Origin of the sequence: Streptomyces sp. NBC_00440 (assembly GCF_036014215.1) — a bacterium.
Taxonomy (GTDB): Bacteria; Actinomycetota; Actinomycetes; order Streptomycetales; family Streptomycetaceae; genus Streptomyces.
Genome location: NZ_CP107921.1, coordinates 878,547 through 900,654, shown reverse-complemented (window position 1 = coordinate 900,654; position 22,108 = coordinate 878,547). Strand labels below are relative to the sequence as shown.

21 protein-coding genes and 1 pseudogene are annotated in these 22,108 nt (G+C 70.6%); 14 read left to right on the top strand and 8 right to left on the bottom strand.

Annotation, left to right across the window (positions count from 1 at the left end):
- Window positions 1–56: 56 nt before the first annotated feature.
- From OHB13_RS04060 to OHB13_RS04040, 5 genes are all read left to right on the top strand, one after another.
- The gene (locus OHB13_RS04060; RefSeq protein WP_328375701.1) at window positions 57–1,700 is read left to right on the top strand and encodes an ABC transporter ATP-binding protein; all 1,644 of its coding nucleotides are present in this window, start codon (window positions 57–59) and stop codon (window positions 1,698–1,700) included.
- Complete coding sequence (locus OHB13_RS04055) at window positions 1,697–3,466, top strand: ABC transporter ATP-binding protein (protein WP_328375699.1); 1,770 nt, start codon at window positions 1,697–1,699, stop codon at window positions 3,464–3,466. Before OHB13_RS04060 ends, OHB13_RS04055 begins: the two co-directional genes overlap by 4 nt.
- Before the next feature lie 93 nt (window positions 3,467–3,559).
- Window positions 3,560–4,072 carry a GNAT family N-acetyltransferase gene (locus OHB13_RS04050; RefSeq protein ID WP_328375697.1) on the top strand — a complete coding sequence of 171 codons (513 nt, stop codon included), beginning with the start codon at window positions 3,560–3,562 and terminating at the stop codon, window positions 4,070–4,072.
- A gap of 351 nt (window positions 4,073–4,423) precedes the next feature.
- Window positions 4,424–5,896 (top strand): MFS transporter, encoded by a 1,473-nt coding sequence (locus OHB13_RS04045; RefSeq protein WP_405755763.1) that lies wholly within the window; start codon window positions 4,424–4,426, stop codon window positions 5,894–5,896.
- Between the two features lie 10 nt (window positions 5,897–5,906).
- Window positions 5,907–6,425 carry a DUF6314 family protein gene (locus OHB13_RS04040; RefSeq protein WP_328375695.1) on the top strand — a complete coding sequence of 173 codons (519 nt, stop codon included), beginning with the start codon at window positions 5,907–5,909 and terminating at the stop codon, window positions 6,423–6,425.
- Window positions 6,426–6,736: 311 nt separating this feature from the next.
- Here OHB13_RS04040 and OHB13_RS04035 read toward each other — a convergent pair whose 3' ends face one another.
- The 4 genes from OHB13_RS04035 to OHB13_RS04020 all read right to left on the bottom strand — a co-directional run bounded on the left by OHB13_RS04035 (window position 6,737) and on the right by OHB13_RS04020 (window position 11,161).
- A complete protein-coding gene (locus OHB13_RS04035; protein ID WP_328375693.1) occupies window positions 6,737–7,336 on the bottom strand; it encodes a transglycosylase SLT domain-containing protein in 600 nt (199 codons plus the stop codon).
- Between the two features lie 544 nt (window positions 7,337–7,880).
- Window positions 7,881–8,687, bottom strand: coding sequence for a lysozyme (locus OHB13_RS04030; RefSeq protein ID WP_266859256.1), 807 nt, complete (start codon window positions 8,685–8,687; stop codon window positions 7,881–7,883).
- Between the two features lie 407 nt (window positions 8,688–9,094).
- The gene (locus OHB13_RS04025; RefSeq protein WP_328375691.1) at window positions 9,095–9,481 is read right to left on the bottom strand and encodes a hypothetical protein; all 387 of its coding nucleotides are present in this window, start codon (window positions 9,479–9,481) and stop codon (window positions 9,095–9,097) included.
- 852 nt (window positions 9,482–10,333) lie between these two features.
- Complete coding sequence (locus OHB13_RS04020) at window positions 10,334–11,161, bottom strand: alpha/beta fold hydrolase (RefSeq protein WP_328375689.1); 828 nt, start codon at window positions 11,159–11,161, stop codon at window positions 10,334–10,336.
- Window positions 11,162–11,650: 489 nt separating this feature from the next.
- On the opposite strand from OHB13_RS04020, the pseudogene OHB13_RS04015 reads away from it, so the two are divergent.
- The 7 genes and pseudogenes from OHB13_RS04015 to OHB13_RS03985 all read left to right on the top strand — a co-directional run.
- Window positions 11,651–11,883, top strand: a pseudogene (locus OHB13_RS04015) (site-specific integrase); the annotation flags it as partial.
- 76 nt (window positions 11,884–11,959) lie between these two features.
- Window positions 11,960–12,811 carry a HipA family kinase gene (locus OHB13_RS04010; RefSeq protein WP_328375687.1) on the top strand — a complete coding sequence of 284 codons (852 nt, stop codon included), beginning with the start codon at window positions 11,960–11,962 and terminating at the stop codon, window positions 12,809–12,811.
- A complete protein-coding gene (locus OHB13_RS04005) occupies window positions 12,808–13,206 on the top strand; it encodes a DUF3037 domain-containing protein (RefSeq protein WP_328375685.1) in 399 nt (132 codons plus the stop codon). The genes OHB13_RS04010 and OHB13_RS04005 overlap by 4 nt, the downstream gene beginning before the upstream one ends.
- 145 nt (window positions 13,207–13,351) lie before the next feature.
- The gene (gene fabG / locus OHB13_RS04000) at window positions 13,352–14,113 is read left to right on the top strand and encodes a 3-oxoacyl-ACP reductase FabG (RefSeq protein WP_266859259.1); all 762 of its coding nucleotides are present in this window, start codon (window positions 13,352–13,354) and stop codon (window positions 14,111–14,113) included.
- Window positions 14,114–14,150: 37 nt separating this feature from the next.
- Window positions 14,151–14,906: an SDR family oxidoreductase gene (locus OHB13_RS03995; RefSeq protein ID WP_328375683.1), complete on the top strand. Its 756-nt coding sequence runs from the start codon at window positions 14,151–14,153 to the stop codon at window positions 14,904–14,906.
- Window positions 14,907–15,018: 112 nt separating this feature from the next.
- Window positions 15,019–15,702: a uracil-DNA glycosylase gene (gene ung, locus OHB13_RS03990; protein ID WP_266859263.1), complete on the top strand. Its 684-nt coding sequence runs from the start codon at window positions 15,019–15,021 to the stop codon at window positions 15,700–15,702.
- A gap of 121 nt (window positions 15,703–15,823) precedes the next feature.
- Window positions 15,824–16,261: a hypothetical protein gene (locus OHB13_RS03985; protein ID WP_328380205.1), complete on the top strand. Its 438-nt coding sequence runs from the start codon at window positions 15,824–15,826 to the stop codon at window positions 16,259–16,261.
- 33 nt (window positions 16,262–16,294) lie between these two features.
- Here OHB13_RS03985 and OHB13_RS03980 read toward each other — a convergent pair whose 3' ends face one another.
- Both OHB13_RS03980 and OHB13_RS03975 read right to left on the bottom strand, forming a co-directional pair.
- Window positions 16,295–16,789 carry a hypothetical protein gene (locus OHB13_RS03980; protein WP_328375680.1) on the bottom strand — a complete coding sequence of 165 codons (495 nt, stop codon included), beginning with the start codon at window positions 16,787–16,789 and terminating at the stop codon, window positions 16,295–16,297.
- A gap of 307 nt (window positions 16,790–17,096) precedes the next feature.
- Window positions 17,097–17,609 carry a DinB family protein gene (locus OHB13_RS03975; RefSeq protein WP_328375678.1) on the bottom strand — a complete coding sequence of 171 codons (513 nt, stop codon included), beginning with the start codon at window positions 17,607–17,609 and terminating at the stop codon, window positions 17,097–17,099.
- A gap of 273 nt (window positions 17,610–17,882) precedes the next feature.
- On the opposite strand from OHB13_RS03975, the gene OHB13_RS03970 reads away from it, so the two are divergent.
- Entirely contained in the window at window positions 17,883–18,788 is a 906-nt protein-coding gene (locus OHB13_RS03970; protein WP_266859268.1) for a Gfo/Idh/MocA family protein, read from the top strand.
- Here OHB13_RS03970 and lnt read toward each other — a convergent pair.
- Entirely contained in the window at window positions 18,712–20,283 is a 1,572-nt protein-coding gene (lnt, locus tag OHB13_RS03965; RefSeq protein WP_328375676.1) for an apolipoprotein N-acyltransferase, read from the bottom strand. The two genes, OHB13_RS03970 and lnt, sit on opposite strands and share 77 nt — an antisense overlap.
- A 141-nt stretch (window positions 20,284–20,424) precedes the next feature.
- Window positions 20,425–20,949, bottom strand: a complete 525-nt coding sequence (locus OHB13_RS03960; RefSeq protein ID WP_328375674.1) for a nuclear transport factor 2 family protein — start codon at window positions 20,947–20,949, stop codon at window positions 20,425–20,427.
- 140 nt (window positions 20,950–21,089) lie between these two features.
- On the opposite strand from OHB13_RS03960, the gene OHB13_RS03955 reads away from it, so the two are divergent.
- Window positions 21,090–21,875: a crotonase/enoyl-CoA hydratase family protein gene (locus tag OHB13_RS03955; protein ID WP_328375672.1), complete on the top strand. Its 786-nt coding sequence runs from the start codon at window positions 21,090–21,092 to the stop codon at window positions 21,873–21,875.
- The last annotated feature ends 233 nt before the right edge of the window (window positions 21,876–22,108 follow it).

Below are 22,108 nucleotides of genomic sequence, written 5' to 3'. Positions count from 1 at the left end.
CCGGAACGGACCACGGGAAGCCGGACATACGCGGCCCGTGGCATTACCTGCTGTGGATGGCGGCCGGACATCGCCGCCTCCTGCTGTCCGACTGTGTCTTCAACATGATGTGGTCGGGCGGACTGGCGCTGACACCGGCAGTGATCGGCCAGGCCATCAACACCGGCCTGGTGGCGAAGGATCAGACAGCACTTGTCGGGTGGGGCCTGGCGGTCCTCGGACTGGGCGTCGCCACGGCGCTGTCCGCCCTGCTCGTGGAGCGCCTCGAACTGCGGCTGAAGGTCGAGCCCGGGTACGAGACCATGCGGCTCGTCACCCACAAGGCATGTGAACTGGGCACGACGCTCGACCGGAAGTCCTCGGCCGGCGACCTCGTCACGGTGGGCGTCTCGGACATCAGCCTCATCGGCCAGACCCTGGAGGTCGGCGCCCGCGGTGTCGGCGGAGCGGTCGGGTTCGTCGTCGTCGCCGTACTCATGCTGTTCGCCTCCTGGCAGGTCGGCCTGCTGGTGCTGGTCGCGGTGCCGGTCATCCTCTTCATCACCACCCGCCTGGCCCGCACCCTGCGCAGCAGGCAGAGCCATCTCCGCGCACAGCAGCGGGAGCTCACCGACCAGTCCGTCGACATCGTGCGAGGACTGCGGGTCCTGCGCGGAATCGGCGGCGAGGAGCTGTTCGCCGACCGGTACCGTGACGGCTCGCAGCGCCTCAGGTCCGTCGCGCTGCAACAGGCGCGGGCCTCAGCGCTCCTGGGGGCGGCCAGGACGTTCCTGCCGAGCCTGCTGCTCGCCGGAGTGGTGGCCCTGGCCGGGGAGCTGGTACTGACCGAGCGGCTGAGCGCCGGTCAGATGGTGGCCTTCTACGGGTTCGCCACGTACCTGGTGATTCCCACCAACCAGATCACCTTCGCCGTCTCCAAGGCCATGCAGGGCCATGTGGCCGCCACGAACGTCATCCGGCTGCTCCGGACGGAGCCCGACGTCGGCCCGGGCCCCGCATCGGGCGCGATGCCCGGCACCGGTGTCCTGGCCGACCCCGATTCCGGCCTGCGGGTGCCCGCCGACGGCCTGACCGCCGTCGTCTGCTCCGCGGGCGACTCGGCCGCCCTGGCCGACCGGCTGGGACGCTACGTCGAGTCCGGCGCGACGTACGCCGGACGACCGCTGGCCGAACTGCCGTTGGCCGGGGTGCGCGAGCGGATCCTCGTCACCACCGCCGACGAGCATTTGTTCGCGGGACCACTGCGCCGCGAACTGAACCCGACGGGCAGGCCGGACGGCTCCGGCTCCGACGACCAGCTGTGGGCGGCCATCGACGCGGCCGCCGCCCGGGACATCGTCGAGGCGCTGCCCGAGCGGCTCGACACCCATGTGGCCGCGGGCGGCCGGGAGTTCTCAGGGGGCCAGCAGCAGCGCCTGCGGCTGGCCCGCGCCCTGATGGCCGATCCGGAAGTCCTGGTCCTGTCCGACCCGACCAGCGCTGTCGACGCGCATACGGAGAGCAGGATGGCCGAGGGAATCGCGCACTTGCGCCAGGGCAGGGCCACCGTCGTGTTCACCACGAGCGTCCTGCTGCTGCACCGGGCCGATCACGTGGCGCTGGTCCTCGACGGCACGGTGGCAGCCGACGGATCCCATGAATCGCTGATGGCGGACGCGCGCTACCGGTCCCTGGTCGAGCGCTGGACGGCCGTCGCATGAGCGCGCTGCCCGTTGCCACGAGCCGCGAACTCCGCGCGTATGTGCGGCGCGCCGTCCTGACCAACCGCGCCGAGTTCGGCCTGGTGATCGCCTTGCAGGCGTGCTCGGCGGCCACCGGGCTGTTCGCCCCGTGGCTGCTCGGCACCCTGGTCGCGGACGTGACCCAGGGCAAGGACACGGTGGAACGTCTGGTTCTGCTGATCCTCGGCTGTCTGGCGGGCCAGGCCGTGCTGGTACGCCTCGCGGGGTACGCGGCCGCCGCGCTCGGCGAGAAGATCCTCGCGGCACTGCGCGAGGAATTCGTGACGGACCTGCTGGACCTGCCGCCCGAGGTCGTCGAGGACGCGGACAGCGGTGACCTGATCACCCGGACGACCCGGGACGTCGACCTGCTGTCCAACGCCATCCGGGCCGCGATCCCGGCGACCCTGACCTCGATCGGCATCGTCGCGTTCACCCTCGGTGCCCTGGCGCTGATCAGCCCGGTCCTGCTGCTGCCGTGCCTGGTCCCCGTCCCGGTGCTGGTCGGCGCGGGCCGCTGGTACCTGCGCCGGGCGCACCAGGGGTATCTGCTCCAGGCCGCCTCCTACTCCCGGCTGACCGAGAGCCTGGCCGAGACCGCCGAGGGCGCCCGTACGGTCGACGGGCTGCGACTGACCGCCCGCCGTATGGACCAGCTCAACGAGGACATCGCCCACTCCTACGCCGCCGAACGCCACACCCTGCGGCTGCGGAACGTCTTCCTCCCGCTGTGCGACACCAGTTACGCCCTGCCGGTGGCCGCGATGCTGATCATCGGCGGCTCGCTCTACCTGCACGGAGTGGTATCCCTGGCCGCTGTCACCGCGGGCACGCTGTACGCCTCGCAGCTGCTCAACCCGCTGGACCAGCTGATGTTCTGGCTGGACGAGCTCCAGTCGGCGGGTGCCGCGCTGGCCCGGCTGCTGGGTCTCGCGCGGTTCCGGGGCGCGGCCTCCGTACCGGCGCCCCGGACCCCGGCCGCGGCGCCGCCGGACGGGCACGGCGGCGCGGCCGGGCCGCCGGACATCGAGGTACGGGATCTGCGCTACGCGTACCGGCCGGAGCACGAAGTGCTGCGCGGCATCAGCCTGACCATCGGGCAGGGCGAATGGCTCGCCGTCGTCGGGCCATCGGGCGCCGGTAAGACGACGCTGGCCAAGCTGCTGGCCGGTATTTACCGACCACCCACCGGCGGTGTCACCATCGGCGGCCGGGACATCGCGGACCTGCCACCCGCCGAGCGGCGCGGCACGGTGGCTCTGGTGACCCAGGAGCACCACGTCTTCCGCGGCACGCTGCGCGACAACCTGACCATCGCGCGACCGGACGCGGGAGAAGACGAGATGGCGGCCGCCCTGAGGGCGGTCGACGCATGGGACTGGGCCGAGGCGATGGGCGTGGACACTCCGGTCGGGCCCGGGGGACAGGCGCTGGACCCGGCGAAGGTGCAGCAACTGGCTCTGGCCCGGCTCATCCTCGCGAGTCCGGACGTCCTGATCCTGGACGAGGCGACCTCGCTGCTGAACCCCTCGGCCGCGCGGCACCTGGAACGGTCGCTGGCCGCCGTCACGAGCGGCCGCACCGTGATCGCCGTGGTGCACCGACTGCACACCGCCCGGGACGCCGACCGGATCGCGGTTCTCGACGACGGCCGGATCACCGAATTCGGCCCCCACGAGGAACTCCTCGCCAGGAACGGCGCCTACTCGGGGCTGTGGCGCGCCTGGCAGGGGCAGAACGTGTGAACACGACGGCAGCCCGGTGCAGTTGGCCTCGCCCCCCGGCTGGGCCCCCTGCGCAGCCGAATTCAGCCGCCGACCGATGAGGAAGCAGCGCCCATGGACATCCGCCCGTGCCAAGAAGGCGATCTTCAAATCCTGGAGAGGCACATGCCCTCACCCGGACAGACACACCGCCATGCGATGCGCTTCGAAACGCAGGAGCAAGGTCTCAGTACCTTCCTGGTCGCCTGGGCCGACCGGATCCCCGTCGGGACAGCACAGATTCTGTGGCACGGATGCAGAGCACCCGAAGTGCACGACCGCTTCCCGGAATGCCCTGAGCTGAACGGCCTGGGAGTCTGGCCGCCGCAGCAACGGTCACAGGGCATCGGGAGAGCCATCATCCACGCGGCGGAAACCCAGGTGCGGCGCAACGGCTACCACCGGTTCGGCTTGGGCGTGGACGACCAGAACCACCGTGCGGCCTCCCTCTACCTCCGACTCGGCTACCACGAAACCGGCTGCCGCTACCTCGACCGCTACCACTACCTGGACGACGAAGGCTTGCGCCATGAGGTCGCCGACCCCTGTCGGTTCCTGGTCAAACAGCTCACCGGACAGCCCGGCTGACACCGACGCCGAGCACTGAACGGCGCACGAGCCCGCCCGCCCGCGGTGGTGCGTGCGCGGCGATCTTGCGCCAGGCTGGGGTCCGAACCGTTCCGCCGACGGCGCCCGATCCGCGCCTGTCTCCGGCGGCACGGCGAACGCCACTGGAGGTGATGGGTGGACCAGGGCCCCGCGGACCGCGGCATGGACCACGAAGAGCCGGGCCGCGGTGACGTGGCACGGGACAGCGGCCACCCCTCCGGCGCGACGTCCGGGGCGAGCGGTCCGGGCCCGGCGGATGCGGCCGGGGTCCTGCCGCTGGCCTCCACGGCCGGGCGCGGTGTGCTGGCCTGCGCGGTGCTCGGTTCGGGCATGACGATGCTGGACGGCACGGTGGTCAACGTCGCGCTGCCGCGGATCGGAGCCGACTTCGACGTACCGCTGTCGGCGCTCCAGTGGACCATCACCGCGTACATGCTCCCGCTCGCCGGGCTGATCCTGCTCGGCGGCGGGCTCGGAGACCGCTACGGGCGGCGCCGGATCTTCATGATCGGCGTGGCATGGTTCGCGGCGGCGTCCGTGCTCTGCGGGCTGGCGCCGAACGACGGAGCGCTGATCGCGGCCCGCGCGTTGCAGGGGGTCGGCGGGGCGCTGCTCACGCCCGGCTCGCTGGCGCTGGTGCAGGGCACCTTCCGCGCACAGGACCGTGCCAAGGCGGTCGGGCTGTGGTCCGGTCTGGGCGGCGTGGCGACCTCCGTCGGGCCGTTCCTGGGCGGCTGGCTGGTGGACGGGCCGGGCTGGCGGTGGATCTTCTACATCAACGCGCCGCTCGCCCTCGCCGTGCTGCTGCTCGCGGTCCGCTGGGTGCCGGAAAGCCGCGACTGGCAGGCGACCGGGCGGTTCGACGTGGCCGGCGCCGCGCTCGCCGCCCTCGGCCTGGCCGGCATCACGTACGCCCTGATCGACGCGACCGGCGGTTTCGGGCCGACGGTGATCGCGGCGGTGCTCGCCGGGCTGCTGTTCACCGCGCTGTTCGTACGGCGGGAAGGCAGGACCGGGCATCCCATGCTCCCGCTGGGGATGTTCCGGGTGAAGCTGTTCACCTCGGTCAACCTGGTCACCCTGTGTCTCTACGCGGCGATCGGCGGGGTGTTCTTCCTGCTGCCCACGCAGCTGCAGAACGGCCTGGGGTACGAGGCGCTGGCCGCCGGGGTGGCCTCGCTGCCGATCACCATCCTGATGATGCTGCTGTCCGGCCCGGCCGGCGCCCTTGCGCAGCGGATCGGCCCGCGCCCGCTGCTCACCCTGGGGCCGCTGGTCGCGGCGGTGGGTCTGGTCCTGCTGCGCCGGGTGCATCCCGGCGGCTCGTACTGGGCGGACGTACTGCCCGCCGTGGTGGTCCTCGGATTCGGCATGAGCATGTTCGTCGCACCGCTCACCGCGACGGTCCTCGCGTCCGTCGACGTACGGCGGGCCGGAATCGCCAGCGGCGTCAACAACGCCGCCGCCCGGGTCGCGCAGTTGCTGGCGGTGGCCGCTCTGCCGCTCGCGGTCGGCCTGTCCGGCAGCGGATACCGCACCGTCTCCACGGTCGACCACGCCTTCGGCGCGGCGGTACTGATCTGCGCCGGGCTCATGGTGCTGGGCGCGGCGGTCTCGTGGTTCACGGTGCCGCCCGACGTGCTGCGGCCCGCCGAGGACACCCCGCACGCTCGCCCGGAGTGCACCGTGCACGGCGCCCCGGCGCTCCCGCCGCTGGAGCCCGGCCGACGCCGCGACGCCGGCCCGCTGCCCGGTCCCGGCGGGCCCCCGGGCCCCGAGGGGGACGGCGCCGCGCCCGCCTAGACTGCTGACAGTGAGCGGATGGACGGACCGGCAGGGCGGTGGGACGGTGGCACGACAGGACACGGCGGCGGGCGAGGACGCCTCCCCGCCCGGCGGACTTCACCAGGTGGCGGACACCCTCGGCTATCTCGCCGGAGGGTGGCGGGTCGAGCGGACCGTGTACGACCTTTCCCAGGACCGGCACGGCACCTTCCGCGGTACGGCCGACTTCACACGCGGGGAGCCCGGCGCGGAACTGCGCCACGTCGAGCGCGGCGAGTTCACCTGGGGCGGGGTGACCCGGCCCGCGTCCCGCGAGCATCTCTTCGAGCGGGCCGGCGACGGGGCGGCCTTCGTGCGGTTCGCCGACGGCCGCCCGTTCCACCCCCTGGACCTGCGCGACGGACGGTGCGTCGCCGACCATCCGTGCGCCGAGGACGTCTACCGCGGCGAGTTCAGCGTGCTCGCAGCGGACCGCTGGCGGGTGGTGTGGACGGTACGCGGCCCGACCAAGGATCTGCGGCTGGTGACCCTGCACCACCGGATCTGAGACCGCAGGCGAAGAACAGCAGTACGCGGCTGACGAACTCCCCACGCTCAGTCCGGTGGTTGAGGAGGCATGCCCGGCCGGGTCCATGGCTGGGGTGCCGCTCGCCGGCGCAGATGCTCGCCGACCGGTTCGCGGGGGACGGCGGGTGCCGGTGCGGGGGGTGCGGTGGCGGGGAATGAGGACGAGGGCTGGAACGGGTTCACCCATGAACCTGTTCCAGCCCTCGCCTGGACCTGAGTCCTGCCGTCCCCGCTGGGGGGTTGGCCGTCCCACGGACTCAGGTGGTCGTGGGGTGTGGGGGTTCCGCTTGGTCAGTAGGCGGAGTTGACGTTGTCCATCGAGCCGTATTTGTCGGCGGCGTAGTTGGCTGCGGCGACGATGTTGGCGACGGGGTCGGTGAGGCTGTTCTTGGTGCCCTTGACGTGGTAGGTGTCGAAGGTGGGCTGGATGACCTGGAGGAGTCCCTTGGAGGGGATGCCGTTCTGGGCGTTGACGTCCCAGTTGTTCTGGGCGTGGGGGTTGCCGCTGGACTCGCGCATGATGTTGCGGTGCAGGCCTTCGTAGCTGCCGGGTATGTGCTTGGCCTTCATGATGGCCAGCGATTCCTTGATCCAGCCGTCGAGGTTGTTGCTGTACTTCGTGCTCTTGACGATCGCGGTGACGGCGTCGACGTGCTTGGTGCTGGGGGCCTTCTTCGCCGCGGTGTGGTGGGCGGCCTTGGCTGCGTGGTCGGCCTGCTTGGTGATCTGGGCGGCGGTGACGGCGGTGGCCGCGGCGGGTGCGGTGGGGGTGTGCTCGGCGGCGTGGGCGTGCGGGGCCAGGGTCAGGGCGCAGGCGGCGGCTGCTGCGGTGGCGATGGCGGTGATGGTGGTCTTGCGGAGGTTCAGGGTGTGGCGGGTGGTGGCAGTCATGGGTGTACCTCTCCATTCGGGGACGTCGTTTGGGGAGGCCGACTGGGGGGTCGGCGACACGGGTGGGCCGGTGGGGGCCGTGGTGCGTGTCGTGGGGCCGGTGTCTGGATGGCGGGCGGTGTTGTTCGCCCGGTCCGGCGCTCGGCTCCCCGGTACGTCCAACACCTTGCGAGACCGCCTTGGGCGTTGGCAATTGTGTGACCTACTACCCCAGATAGCGACAAACCGGACAGGGGTGGGGTGGGGCCCGCAATGAGCGGGAAAGGTCCGCCGTGCATCTACTAGGTGTCGTCCTGTGTGACGCGGGCCCTATGCCCGGGCTCACACCTCACCGGTCCCGACACCCCGAATTACCACTCCGCGTCACCACCCGTACACAGCAAAACCCACCCGTCCCGCCCTCCATCGGGGCCGCCGCGAGGACACCCTCCAGCAACCGAAACGGCCCGCCGGGTAAGCCGGCGGGCCGTTATGAAAGATCGAGGTCAGGTAAGGAGAGGGGGCCGGGCCGTGGCCCGGGCTTGCCGTGCTGTGAGGGGGTTGGTCAGCCGTTCGCGAGGGCCTTCACGCGGTCGAAACGCCCATTGAACCGGTCATGGTCACCGACCGCCGCTCCCTTGGAGGTGTACTGCCAAATGGTCTGGTACTTCCAGCCCGCCGGCAGGGCTCCGACGGATGAACCGTAGTGCGGCACCCACAGCGGATTGGTCCTGCCGAACCCGGAGTTGTTCCCTGTGCAGGACTTCCACCAGTTGGTGGAGGTGTACAGGACGACATCCCGGCCGGTCTTCGCCTTGTAGGTCCTGGAAAAGTCCCTCACCCAGCTGACCATGCCCTGGTGGCTCAGTCCGTAGCAGGAGCTGCCGTAAGGGTTGTACTCCAAATCGAGAGCGCCGGGCAGGGTCTTGCCGTCCTTGGACCAGCCGCCGCCGTGCGCCAGGAAGTACCGGGCCTGAGTGGCGCCGCTGGAGGTGTTGGGAGTGGCGAAATGGTAGGCGCCCCGGATGATGCCGGCTTTGTACGACCCGTTGTACTGCTGGGTGAAGGACGGGTTCTTGTAACTGGTTGACTCCGTCGCCTTGACGTAGGCGAACCTCACGCCGGAATTCCGCAGCGGGGACCATGCGACGCTGCCCTGGTAACTGCTGACGTCGACGCCCTCGGTACCCCGGGGGGTGGTGAGTTTGACGCCACTCCTGCTGGTGTCCTCATGTCTGAGGATCTGGGAGCCGGCGAAGTCGTCCCCGGGGTGAGAGGGCTCGGGGACGCCGGTAGCGGCGGCTGCGGTACTGGACAGCACGAGGGCAAGGGCAGGAATACCCACGGCCAGAGCGGCTAGGACAGTCGACATCTGGCGAGGTGTGGCGGGCACAGACATGAGACGCCTCCAAGGGTCGTGCCCAGCCTGCGCGGATTCGGAGGAACACACCGTGAGGCGCGCGGAGGGCGCGGCTCATATCACCCGATACGTCGTACGGCGGACGGCGATCGGCGTCCGGAACGCCGGAGCGGGCGTGGTGCGGACGTAGAAGTCCAGTACCCTCTTGATCGTCCTGCACGACGTAGGGAGACCCCCAGGGCTCCGGATCGATCGCGTAGTGGCCCCGCGGAATGGTGGAAGGTGCCCCGCGTGTCTCCTTGTCCCGGTCACGCTCGTCGTCGGAGACGTCACGGACGGCGGCCGGCTCGGCCGGCTCCGGCGTGATCGCGGTGCCGCACTTGGAACAGAGGAAGACAGCCATCCCCTCGTTGTAGTGCTCAGGACTGGTGTTTCGCGTCCGCGTTTCGCTGCTCGGAGTCGATGCGCGCTACGACGCCACGGGAATCGGGCATGTCCAGGCGGACGGCGGTGTGCCGGACTGCGAGGTCGTGCATGGCGGCGAACTCTTGCTCGTGGGCACCGGATGCAAGCGGGCTTATGGGCGGTGTCCGCAGGTGCTCCAACTCCGAGACGCTCTTGCCGTCGGGGGCCTTCAGCAGGTCGGGCATCGTCTGTCGCGGGCCGTCCGGGACGGCCTCGTTCAGCGTCCGGTACGGGGCGGCGTTCTCCGTCGCGCGGACCCCGGCGACCTGCCGGGTCAGCGTGGTGATCCCCGGCAGCAGCACCCGGTTGTCCACCAGCCGCACCACCGCCCGGTCGAACAAGGCCCGAGGCCCCTCCAACGACGCCCAGACCCGTAGGCGGGCGTCGAGCGGAAGCTACGGGAGATGCTGCCCCGTTGATAGCGCCGTTCCATCCACGTCGGCAGAGCGCCGGAACGACCCCGGGGGATCGGAAGGTGTCCGCGCGATCATGTACGCGCTGACCACGGCGATCCAGCCCGGGGCGGTGAACAGCCGTAGTGACTGTGCACCGTAACGGTCAAGACATCGGCTTGCGGCGGCGGTGCTGGCCCGGTGAGGACGAAGCGGCGAGCGGGCGGTGAGGGCGCCGTGTACGGCGCGGCGGCCGGTTGTCCGGCGTCTGCATGGAGAGTGGGCCGTTCCCGTACGGCACGCTCAGGCTGTGACAGGTAAGTCACCGATTCGTACCGATCTCTGCGAAAAAGTAAGTAGCCGCCATGAGGTAGCGCTATGTCCACGATCTAGCCCTGACCAACACCCGTTAATCAGTTGACCTCGCTCCAGCGGCCGACGCCGCACCGGCCGACCTGGAAGCGGCCGCCGAAGCGTACGGCTACGGCGATCGACACCGGACCGAGTACCCCCGACCGTCCCGATCCGGGCAGCGAACCGGAGTCCCGTACCGACCGGGTCGCGGCATCGTACGGACCGGGAATGGACGCCCGTACCGCCTGGGCGTACGTCGCTCGATCACCGTGTGGGCGGCGAGCCGGGCGCCCGCAAGCATCCGGTGCGAGAACCCATCGGGTTTCGGTGGCGGCGACGGCCCAGTACGTCGCCGTGGCTCCTTCGCCTCACCTGCCGAAGAACCGGCATCGCGTGGGGCATGGGTGCTGAGTGGTCCCTGCCGATCCCGTCGGCAGGGACCCATGGTCAGCTCTTGAGGAAATCCAGCAGGTCCTGGTTGAACTTCTGCTTGTCGCCCGGCACGAGGGCGATGCCGTGGGAACCGCCCTTGTAGACCTTGAGGGTGGCGTTCGGGATGATCTTTGCGGACTTTCGTCCCGTCGCGTCGATGGGGACGACCTGGTCGTCGTCACCGTGCACGATCAGGGTCGGGATGTCGAACTTCTTCAGGTCCTCGTGGAAGTCCGTCGCAGCGAATGCGTCCACGCAGTCCACACCGCCCTCGATGGTCTGGGCCATGGCCATGTACCAGAAGGCGTCCTTGTTGCCCTCGGTGACCTTGTTGCCGTCCCGGTTTGCGCCGAAGAAGCCGACAGCGGTGTCCTTCCAGAACTGCGAGCGCTCGGCCAGGATGCCGTTCTTGATGTCGTCGAAGACGGACTGCGGCACACCTTCGGGGTTGTCCGCTGTCTGCAGCATCAGTGGCGGGACTGCGGAGAGCAGCACGGCGGACTTGATGCGGTCGGTACCGTGGCGGCCGATGTAGCGGGCCAGCTCGCCGCCGCCCATCGAGTGGGCAACCAGCGTCACGTCCCGCAGGTCGAGCTGAGTGATCAGGTCGTGGAGGTCGTCGGCGAAGGTGTCGAAGTCGTAACCGCCGTACACCGGTGTGGAGCGCCCGTGGCCGCGGCGGTCGTGGGCGATTGCGCGGTAGCCCGCGTCGGCGACGACCTTGAGCTGGTCCTGCCAGGCGTCGCCGTTGAGAGGCCAGCCATGGATGAAGACCACGGGACGTCCCCGGCCCCAGTCCTTGTAGAAGATGTCGACACCGTTACGGGTGGTGCAGATCGGCATGGCGTACCTTTCAGCTCCGTGGCAGCCGGACCATGATGCGTCCGGCTGGGATGAAAAGGCTCTCCGCTTCGCGGTCAGCTCTGCATTTCACCCTCGCTCCATTCTTCATCCGCGGTCGCCGCACCCGCACCCTGACAACCCCGCGAAGCCTCCGGCCGGCGCAGAACGGGACTCTGCTCGCCGGAGTCGTCGTGCCGGTGTCCGGCGCGGACGGGCGCGCCCTGCACGTCCTGGCCCCTGCACCGTGAGGGCCGGCCCAGCCACGGTGGCCGCCGACCCGGACCCGCAGCCGACGGCGTCCGCCGCGCCGGTGCAGCGGAGGACTCCGCCGGACGGCTATCACCGTGTGATCGAGGCGCACCGCCAGGCCACGGCTCAACGGAAACGCGCCGGCTGCCCCTCACAAGTCGGTGTCACGGATGGGCGGGAACATCAGGCCACCCGATCGCCTCGCTGCGCAAAAACCCGGCAAGCTTACAGGCGACGGCCTTCGGGCGGCTGCGGCACACCTCCGCGTCGATCATGCCGGAGGCCGGGGAGTCCGTCGTGACCCTGGCGCGGTGGCTCGGGCATTCCTCGCCGGCGATCACCCTCGGTTACTATGCTCACTTCATGCCGGAGGCCGGAAGCAAGGGGCGCGCCACCATCGACGGACTGCTCGGGGAGCAGGGGGAGATCGGTATGCGGGTCGAGACTCCCCAGATTCTCCCCAGGCCCGTTGACGGGTGATTTCCGCTGCTAGGCCCTCCTCAAGTTGTCCGTGGATTGCAAGGTTGAAGAAATAGGTGGCCTGGGAACATGCTGAGTGAGGTGACCGCGACCCGCTATGTCACGCCCTTGCGTGAGGGCGGATCGCTCCCCGGGATCGTCGAGGCCGACGACCTCGGTACGTACGTCATGAAGTTCACCGGCGCCGGGCAGGGCCGCAAGACGCTGGTGGCCGAGGTCATCTGCGGTCAGCTCGGACGCAGGCTCGGGCTGCGGGTGCCCGAGCTCGTGCAGATGCAGCTGGACCCCGTCATCGGGCTGTCCGAGCCGGACCAGGAGGTGCAGGAGCTGCTGAAGGCCAGCGGCGGGCTGAACCTGGGGATGGACTACCTGCCGGGATCGCTCGGCTTCGACCCGCTCGCCTACCAGGTCGGTCCCGAGGAGGCCGGGCGGATCGTCTGGTTCGATGCGGTGATCAACAACGTCGACCGTTCCTGGCGCAACCCCAACATGCTTGTCTGGCACGGCGATCTCTGGCTCATCGACCACGGCGCCACCATGATCTGGCACCACAACTGGCCGTCCGCGAAGAACTACGGCAGCAAGCCGTACGACGCGTCCGACCACGTCCTGGCGACCTTCGCCCCCGATGTGGCCTCCGCCGCCGCCGAGTTGGCGCCGCTGGTCACCGAGGAGCTGCTCACCGAGGTCGCCGCCGACGTACCGGAAGCCTGGCTGGAGGAGGAGGCCGGCTTCGGTACCACCGACGAGCTGCGGCGCGCGTATGTGGAGGTCCTGCTGGAGCGGGCCGCCTCCGTGCACACCCGGATCACGTTCGGGCCGCAGACCCCCACCGGTCCGTCCCGCGCCCCGGGCTGGCTCTCCGAGCGCCTCGCGCCCCCGGTGCGGCAGCGGGACGAGAAGAAGGACGGCACCCGATGACCGGGTCTGAACCCGGTCGCCGGGACGTCTACGAGTACGCCCTGGTGCGGGTGATGCCGCGGGTCGACCGTGGTGAGATGTTCAACGCGGGGGTCCTGGTTTACTGCCGGGCCAGGTCGTTCGTCGCCGCACGTACACATCTGGACGAGGCGAAGCTGAGGATGCTCGACCCGCACGCCGACGTCGTCGGGGTACGCGCCGCGCTGCGCGCCGTCGAAGGGGTCTGCCACGGCGGAGAGGCCGCAGGGCAGGCGGGCCCCGACGACGCGGGGCGCCGGTTCCGCTGGCTGATCGCACCCCGTTCGACGGTCGTACAGCCCGGTCCTGTGCACACCGGGCTGACCACCGACCCGGCCGCCGAGGCCGACCGGCTGCTCGGGCTGCTGGTGCGCTGAGAGGGTGGCACCCGGTGTGACGTTCACTGCTGACCCCGTCTGCCGTTGACACCGGGTGCCAGGCCTTCTAGCGTCTCGTCTGCTGAAGGTACTAAGCGGTTGCTCAGTGATCTGGGGCCGCGATCCGAGGGCGAGGAGAGCCAGTATGTCCACCACCGAGCAGCGCGTTGCCATCGTGACGGGGGCCGCGCGCGGCATTGGCGCAGCCACCGCCGTACGTCTGGCGGCGGAGGGCCGCGCTGTCGCCGTACTCGACCTCGACGAGGCGGCCTGCAAGGACACCGTCGAGAAGATCACCTCCGCGGGCGGCCGGGCCATCGCCGTGAGCTGTGACGTCTCGGACAGCGCCCAGGTCGAAGCGGCGGTGGCCCGGGTCGCGGAAGAGCTCGGCGCCCCGACGATCCTCGTCAACAACGCCGGTGTCCTCCGCGACAACCTGCTCTTCAAGATGAGCGAGTCCGACTGGGACACGGTCATGAACGTCCACCTCAAGGGCGCGTTCCTGATGTCCAAGGCGGTCCAGAAGCACATGGTGGACGCCAAGTTCGGCCGGATCGTGAGCCTGTCCTCCAGCTCGGCGCTGGGCAACCGCGGCCAGGCGAACTACTCCGCCGTGAAGGCCGGTCTCCAGGGCTTCACCAAGACGCTCGCCAAGGAGCTCGGCAAGTTCGGCGTCACCGCCAACGCCGTCGCTCCCGGATTCATCGTCACCGAGATGACCGCGCAGACCGCGGCGCGCGTCGGCATGGGCTTCGAGGAGTTCCAGGCCGCCGCCGCCACCCAGATCCCGGTGCAGCGCGTCGGCAGGCCCGAGGACATCGCCAACGCCATCGCCTTCTTCACCGGCGAGGACGCGGGATTCGTGTCCGGACAGGTCATGTACGTCGCCGGCGGCCCGCTCAACTGATCAGGGAATTACGGGAATCACAAGGGGTTCAACGGACATGACTGCACAGGACAGCGGGAAGGTCGCGCTGATCACCGGCGCGAGCCGCGGCATCGGATACGGCATCGCCGAGGCGTTCGTCGCCCGCGGCGACCGGGTCTGCATCACCGGCCGCAACGAGGACGCGCTCAAGGCGGCGGTGGAGCGGCTCGGTGCCGACCGGGTGATCGGCATCGCGGGCAAGGCCCATGACGAGGCGCACCAGGCGGCGGCCGTCGAGCGGGTCATGGAGGCATTCGGCAGGGTCGACCACCTGGTCAACAACGCCGGTACCAACCCGGTGTTCGGCCCGATGGCCGACATGGACCTGAACGTGGCGCGCAAGGTCTTCGAGACCAACGTCATCTCGGCGCTCGGCTTCGCCCAGCAGACCTGGAAGGCGTGGCAGAAGGAGAACGGCGGCGCGATCGTGAACATCGCGTCCATCGCCGGTGTCTCCGCCTCGCCGATGATCGGCGCGTACGGCATGAGCAAGGCCGCGATGGTCAACCTCACGCTCCAGCTGGCGCACGAGTTCGCCCCGGTGGTCCGGGTCAACGCCATCGCGCCCGCTGTGGTCAAGACCAGGTTCGCCGAGGCGCTGTACGAAGGCCGCGAGGCGGAGGCGGCCGCCGCGTACCCGATGGGCAGGCTCGGAGTGCCCGCTGACATCGGGGGCGCCGCCGCGTTCCTCACGTCGGACCAGTCGGGCTGGGTCACCGGTCAGACCCTGCTGGTCGACGGCGGGATGTTCCTCAACGCCGGCGTCGGCTGACGTCCGCGAAGCCCGCTCACCGCACGGCCCCGGACATCCGTCCGGGGCCGTTGTCAGTGGTCGCCGGTAGGTTCTGTGATGAAGAACGGATCGCACACCGGAGGTTGTTGACGTGACCGGAACCGACATGCTGCCCGCGTCCTGGAGCGGCGTCCTCGGCGATGAGCTGGAGAAGCCCTACTTCAAGGAGCTGACGGCGTTCGTCGAGGAGGAGCGGGCCAGGGGACCGGTCTACCCGCCGCGCGACGAGGTCTTCGCCGCGCTGGACGCCACGCCGTACGACCGGGTGAAGGTGCTGATCCTCGGCCAGGACCCCTACCACGGCGAGGGCCAGGGCCACGGTCTCTGCTTCTCGGTGCGCCCGGGCGTCCGTACGCCACCCTCCCTGCGGAACATCTACAAGGAGATGAAGGAGGAGCTCGGCCACCCGGTCCCGGACAACGGCTATCTGATGCCGTGGGCCGAGCAGGGCGTCCTCCTGCTCAACGCGGTGCTCACGGTGCGCGCGTCGGAGGCCAACTCGCACAAGGGCAAGGGCTGGGAGAGGTTCACGGACGCGGTGATCAGCGCGGTGGCCTCGCGGCCCGACCCCGCGGTCTTCGTCCTCTGGGGCAACTACGCGCAGAAGAAACTGCCGCTGATCGACGAGGAGCGCCACGTGGTGGTCAAGGGCGCACACCCCTCGCCGCTCTCCGCGAAGAAGTTCTTCGGCTCGCGGCCCTTCACCCAGATCGACAAGGCGGTCGCCGAGCAGGGCCACGGGCCGATCGACTGGCGGATCCCCGACCTGGGCTGACGGGGATCACCGGAGGTTGCCGCTAGCGTCGGTGGTACGCCGGGATAGACCGGACATCTGTGTGCGGCGACAGGAGGCAGCGGTGACGGAGTCGCAGCGGGAGACGTCGGGGGACGTCGTCATGGGCAGGATCGGACAGGTGATCATGCTGCTGCACGGAGGCGACCGGGAAGAGGCCCGCAACCGGTTCGCCGGGCTGTGGGACGAGATCGGCGAGTCCGGCGACGCACTGCACCGCTGCACCCTCGCGCACTACATGGCGGACGCCCAGGACGACCCCGAGGACGAGCTGCTCTGGGATCTGCGGGCACTGGCCGCGGCAGAGGGCCTTGACGACGAGCGCGTCGGCCGCCACGACACCGCGGTCGCCGTCCGGGGCTTCTACTCCTCCCTGCACCTCAATCTCGCGGCCGACTACCTGAAGCTGGAGCGCAGAGAGGCCGCGCGCGTGCATCTGGGGCGTGCGCGGTCCGCGACGGGCGAACTGGCCGACGACGGCTACGGAGACGGCGTACGGGCGGCGATCGAACGGATGGAGTGGCGGCTGGGGGAGGGGTGAGGGATGAGGTGGCAGGGCGAGGGGGCTCGTGCGTCACCGGCCGTACGTCTGGTGGCAGATCCGCGCCTGGGGGCTGTCCGGCGACCAGCCTCCGTAGCCTTCGCCGAGCGCGCAGACATCCGACGTGGTGCCGGACGGGTGGACCGGGTGCTTCTGATACCGCCGCGGAGCCGGCTGCGTCCGGTGGACGCGGCGGGGGTGCGCCGTACGGGGGCGTGCGGGCCGGACCGTGTGGCGGTCCGTCGCCGGACCTGTAGCGGTACCGCGCCCCGGCCCGGCCTCGCCGCCCGGGCGCGGTACGGGCGGGGTGGCGCCCCGGTGGCCGGACCCCTTTCCGGGAGGCACGGTCTCCAGGGCCTCGACCGGGGGCCCCTGCGCGATCTGCGGGCCGGTGTGCTGCGCGTGGTGACCGGGCGTACGGGACGGTCCGGGCGAGGGCGCGGGCGCCGGAGGGACGGCCACACAGCCGGAGGCGGCCGAGACGGCTGCACCCAGCAGGGCCAGAGTGATGATCTTCGTTCGGTGCACCCGTCCAACTCTGCCGCCCACAAGGGCCGTTCCGGGTACCGGAAGCGGAGATTGGCCCCACACGGGTGACCCGGCAGATCCGGACGGAAGCCCCTAGAGGCTGTCCGGCGCATCGTGTCGCAGACGCGGGGTTTGGTACGCCCATCTGCGGCGTTGTCGTCGGTTGCCGACTCCCCCAGCCTCCGGCCGGGGGGACCCCCATCGCGTCGACGCCCTCCTCCGCCTTGCAGCTGGACGCACCAAACCCCTCTCACCGGGACCGATCAGGCACCGGTTCATTCCTGCGACCTGATCCGCCGGGCAGCCCCTAATCGCCGGTGACGCCGTCGATCCGCTCGCGCAGCAGATCCGCGTGACCGTTGTGACGGGCGTACTCCTCGATCATATGGGTGTAGATCCACCGCAGATTGAACTGCTCGCCCCGCCGGCTGAGCCCCTTGGACAGGTCGTCCAGCGAGTGGTGGGCCGCCACCTCGCGGGCATACGCGATCTCCCGCTGCCAGGTGCTGTACGCCTCGTCCCAGGTGTCCGCATCGGTGAGATGGAACTCCCCGTCCGGGTCTTCCTCGCTGTAGTAGAGCGGCGGGGTGTCCTCGCCCTCCAGCACCTCGCGGAACCAGCCCCGTTCCACCTCGACCATATGCCGTACGAGCCCGAGCAGGGACAGCTCCGAAGGCGGCACCGAAGCCTCACGCAGCTGCTTGTCGTCGAGCCCGGCGCACTTGTGAGCCAGGGTGGCGCGGTGGTAGTCCAGCCATCCTTCGAGCATGGTGCGTTCGTCGGCCCTGAGCGGCGGTTCCTGGCGTTCCTGAGTCGTCATGCGGAGCATCATCACCCACGGGTCGGCGGCCCCGCCATGCTTTATCGGTGCCGGGCATTCCGGTGCTGCGCTCCTTCGCGGACATCGCCGGTCGGCAGCCGCCGCGGCGCACGTATGCTGCCCAGACACACGGCACCGGGAACGGCACCGGGACACGACGGGCCGGTCAACAGGCCGGTCAAGAGCGTCGGTCAACAGGGTCGGCCGCCAGGCCGGTCGGCAGAGCGGCACATCGGCAGACGGACAGATCGAAAGACGGATAGGGAGACCCCTGTGAAGGTCGGCTGTATCGGGCTCGGGGACATCGCGCAGAAGGCATACCTGCCGGTACTGACGGCCCTGCCCGGGATCGAACTGCATCTTCAGACCCGGACCCCGGCGACCCTCACCCGTACCGCCGAGACCTTCCACATCCCGGCTGACCGGTGCCACACCGACCTGGACTCCCTGCTCGCGCAGGGGCTTGACGCCGCGTTCGTCCACGCGCCGACCGGTGTGCACCCCGAGATCGCGAGCCGGCTGCTCCGGGCGGGCGTGCCGACCTATGTCGACAAGCCGCTCTCGTACGAACTCGCCGAGTCCGAGCGGCTGGTGGCCCTCGCCGAGGACCGCGGTGTGAGCCTCGCCGTCGGCTTCAACCGGCGGCTGGCACCGGGCTACGCCCAGTGCGCCGACCACCCCCGCGACCTGATCCTGATGCAGAAGAACCGGACCGACCTCGCGGAGGACCCGCGCACCCTGGTGCTCGACGACTTCATCCACGTCGTCGACACCCTGCGCTTCCTGGCGCCGGGCCCGGTCGAGCACGTCGATGTGCGGGCCCGGATCCGTGCGGGGCTGATGCACCACGTGGTGCTCCACCTCTCCGGTGACGGCTTCTCCGCGATCGGCTCGATGAACCGGGTGAGCGGCTCCACCGAGGAGATCCTCGAAGTCTCGGGCCACGGCACCAAGCGACAGGTCGTCAATCTCGCGGAGACCATCGACCACAAGGGGCAGCCGACGGTCCGCCGCCGCGGCGACTGGACACCGGTGGCCCGCCAGCGCGGCATCGAGCAGTGCGTGACGGCCTTCCTCGACGCCGTGGCGGCGGGCAAGCTGCTCAGCGCCAGGGACGCCCTGCTGACCCATGAACTCTGCGAGCGTGTGGTCCTGCGGGCTCAGGCGCAGGCCGTCTGACCGAGCGCAGCCCCTCGACGGCGCACAGCACGGCGAGCACGGCCAGCGCGCCGTGGACCGGCCAGTCGCCGAACCTGACATAGAGCGTCGTGCCGTGGGCCAGCGGGATGTCGTACACCTGCGCGGTGCTGCGGCCGGTCCCCAGCCAGGGGCCGACCCGGTCGCCGCCGGGGCCGTACACCGCGCTCACCCCGGTGAGCGTGGCGTGCACCATCGGGCGGCCGCTCTCGGCCGCCCGCAGCGCGGCCAGCGACGCGTGCTGCTCGGGCGCCCAGCTGTGCTGGAACGACGAGGTCGACGACTGGGCCACCAGGAGCTGCGAGCCGTCCCTCGTCAGCTGCCTGCTCATGTCGGGGAACGCCGTCTCGAAGCAGATCAGCGGCCCCACCCGGAGCCCGCCGGGCAGCTTCATGACGACCTGGTGTGTGCCGTGCCTGCGGTCCTCGCCCGCCGCCCGCCCCACCGAGGTGGCCCAGCCGAGCACCGAACGCGCCGGAATGTACTCGCCGAACGGCACCAGCCGCATCTTGTCGTAGCGGTCGCTGGTCAGCCCGGACGGACCGACGAGTACGGAACTCTTGTAGATGCCCGGCGCGTCGGACCGTCTGGCATCCACATTGACCAGGATGTCCGCGCCGGTCTCCCGGGACAGCCGGGCGATACGCGCCGTCAGATCCGGGCGGGCGGCCAGGTCATGACCGACGCTGCTCTCGCCCCACACCACCAGGTCGATGTGGCGGCCGGTCAGCTGCCTGGTCAGGGCCTCACTCCGGGCGAACCGGTCTTTGATTTCCCGGGTGACTCCCGGCTGGACGACCGCGATCCGGGTCCCGCCCGACGTCTCGGGGCGCGGTGCCCACACCCAGACGGCCCCGGTGAGGACGGCGCAGGCCAGCACCCCGGCCACCGCCGTCGTACGGGCCGACTCGACCACCAGCAGTGCCACGGCTCCGGTGTTGACCGCCACCACGAGAAGGCTCACCAGCCAGACCCCGCCCACCGAGGCGAGCCGCAGAGCCGGGGCCACCTGCCACTGGCTGGAGCCGAGCAGCCCCCACGGACCGCCGAGCCCCTGCCAGGACCTCACCAGCTCGACCATCAGCCATCCGGAGGGCAGCACGACCAGAGCGGCTGCCACCCGCGCGGCGCTCGCCGCCCCGCCCAGCATCCAGCGGACCAGCCATCCCCAGGGCGCCCAGAGCAGCCCGAGCAGCGCGGCCAGCACCACGATGAAGACATTCAGGCTGGGAATCAGCCAGTGGTGCACGGCGATCATGTACCCGGTGCCGCCGAGCCAGCCGTCCAGGGCGGCCCGCCGCCCGGTGGGCGCAGCCCGTGCCAGCAGCATCCAGGGCACCAGGGCCACATAGGCGAACCACCAGAGGGACGGCGCCGGGAAGGCGAGCATCGGCAGCCCCCCGGCCAGCAGCGCCGCGGCGCCGCGCCACCAGGGGGAGCGACCGGCTCTGCGCAGTCGCTCCAGCGGAATCTGCATCCAGCGCCTCCTCGCTCCCGCCCGGTGAGCAGCCTCGTGCGGACAGTCTCCGCCGAGTTGTCGCTTCCCGCGGTTTGTCGCTTCCCACAGTGTGGGGGAGCAGGACGGCTACCGACAGTGCGCCCGCACACGCACGGCGTGTCAGATTCCGGCCGGCGCACCGGGTGTGCGCCGCCACTTCTCCTGTACGACGACGCCGAGCAGCCGCCAGCCGCTCTCCGTGCGCACCAGGCTGAAGGCGTAGCGGCCGCCGGAGACGAAGTCCGGCGCGGTCGGTCCTGCGGCGCCTGGGGAATCCCCACCGGCACCCGCATCACCGCCCTCGTCGGACGACCGGGACTTCAGCCGCATCGGGTTGAGGTAGTCGGCCTGGAGCTCCGCCCGGTCCCCCGGGTAGCCGCCCAGATCCTGGAGCCGCAGCCGCCGGTTGACGATCAGGTGCTGGCGTACCGGAAAGAGCCGCATCGTCTCCGCGAGCCAGTCGGCGACCTCCGCCGCGGGCCCCTCCACTCCGCCCGCCGCGCGGTAGTCGGCCCGGCCGTCCGGTGCGAACAGGGCCCGGTAGTCGGCCCATTGACCGTCGTCCACGGCCACCGCGTAACCGGTGATCAGTTCGTCGATGTCCAGCCGGTCCATCACGGTAGCGAGTTCCACGCGCTGAGTCATCGGCTCAGTCTCCGGCACCCGGTGCCCCGGGCCAAGGGGTTTGCAGGGCTGCCTCGGCCCCACCGCACGGGACCGCGCCCGGCAGCACCACCCGACAGCCTGCTCGACATACCGCGCCGGACCGGGGAAGAGTGACGCGGATGACTGTACGTATCGAACGCAACGGCCCCGTCACCACCGTGGTGCTCGCACGGCCCGGGGCGCGCAACGCCGTCGACGGCCCCACCGCTCTCGCGCTGGCCGATGCCTTCCGCGCCTTCGACGCCGACCCCGACGCGGCGGTGGCCGTGCTCTGGGGCGAAGGGGGCACCTTCTGCGCGGGGGCCGATCTGAAGGCCGTCGGCACCCCGCGCGGCAACACCGTCACCGCCACCACCGGCGAAGGGGACGGCCCGATGGGGCCGACCCGGATGCGGCTGGGGAAGCCGGTGATCGCCGCCGTCTCCGGTCATGCGGTGGCCGGTGGACTGGAACTCGCGCTCTGGTGCGATCTGCGGGTGGCCGACGAGGACGCCGTGTTCGGGGTGTTCTGCCGCCGCTGGGGTGTGCCGCTGATCGACGGCGGGACCGTACGGCTGCCACGCCTCATCGGTGAGAGCCGGGCGATGGACCTGGTCCTGACCGGCCGCCCGGTCGGCGCGGCCGAGGCGCACGCGATCGGACTGGCCAACCGGGTGGTCCCTGCCGGTACCGCACGGGCGGCCGCGGAGGAACTCGCCGCGTCCATCGCCGCGTTCCCGCAGACCTGCCTGCGCGAGGACCGCCTCGCGCTGCTGGAGCAGAGCGGCCTGTCCGAGGCCGACGCACTGGAGGGCGAACTGCGGCACGGCCGGATCTCGCTCACGCAGATGCGGCGCGGGGTGGACGAGTTCGCCGCGGGCGCCGGGAGGCACGGCTCGTTCGGCCCGCCGTCTCCCGGTGCGTGACGATCCGGGTGACGTGCCCGCACATCGCCCGGGGCGACCGGCAGTTGACGTGCCCGCACACCCCCGCACACCCCCCCCGCACACCCCCCGCACCCCCCGCCGCTGGCCCGTCCCGCACGTCACCCGCTGGCAGTTAGCCGCCATGGCGCCTATCCGCCAGCCCATTCACCCCACGGCCACCGCGAGCGCCCCGAGACTCTTCGCAGTGCCCGGGACCACCACCCCCGTCAGCC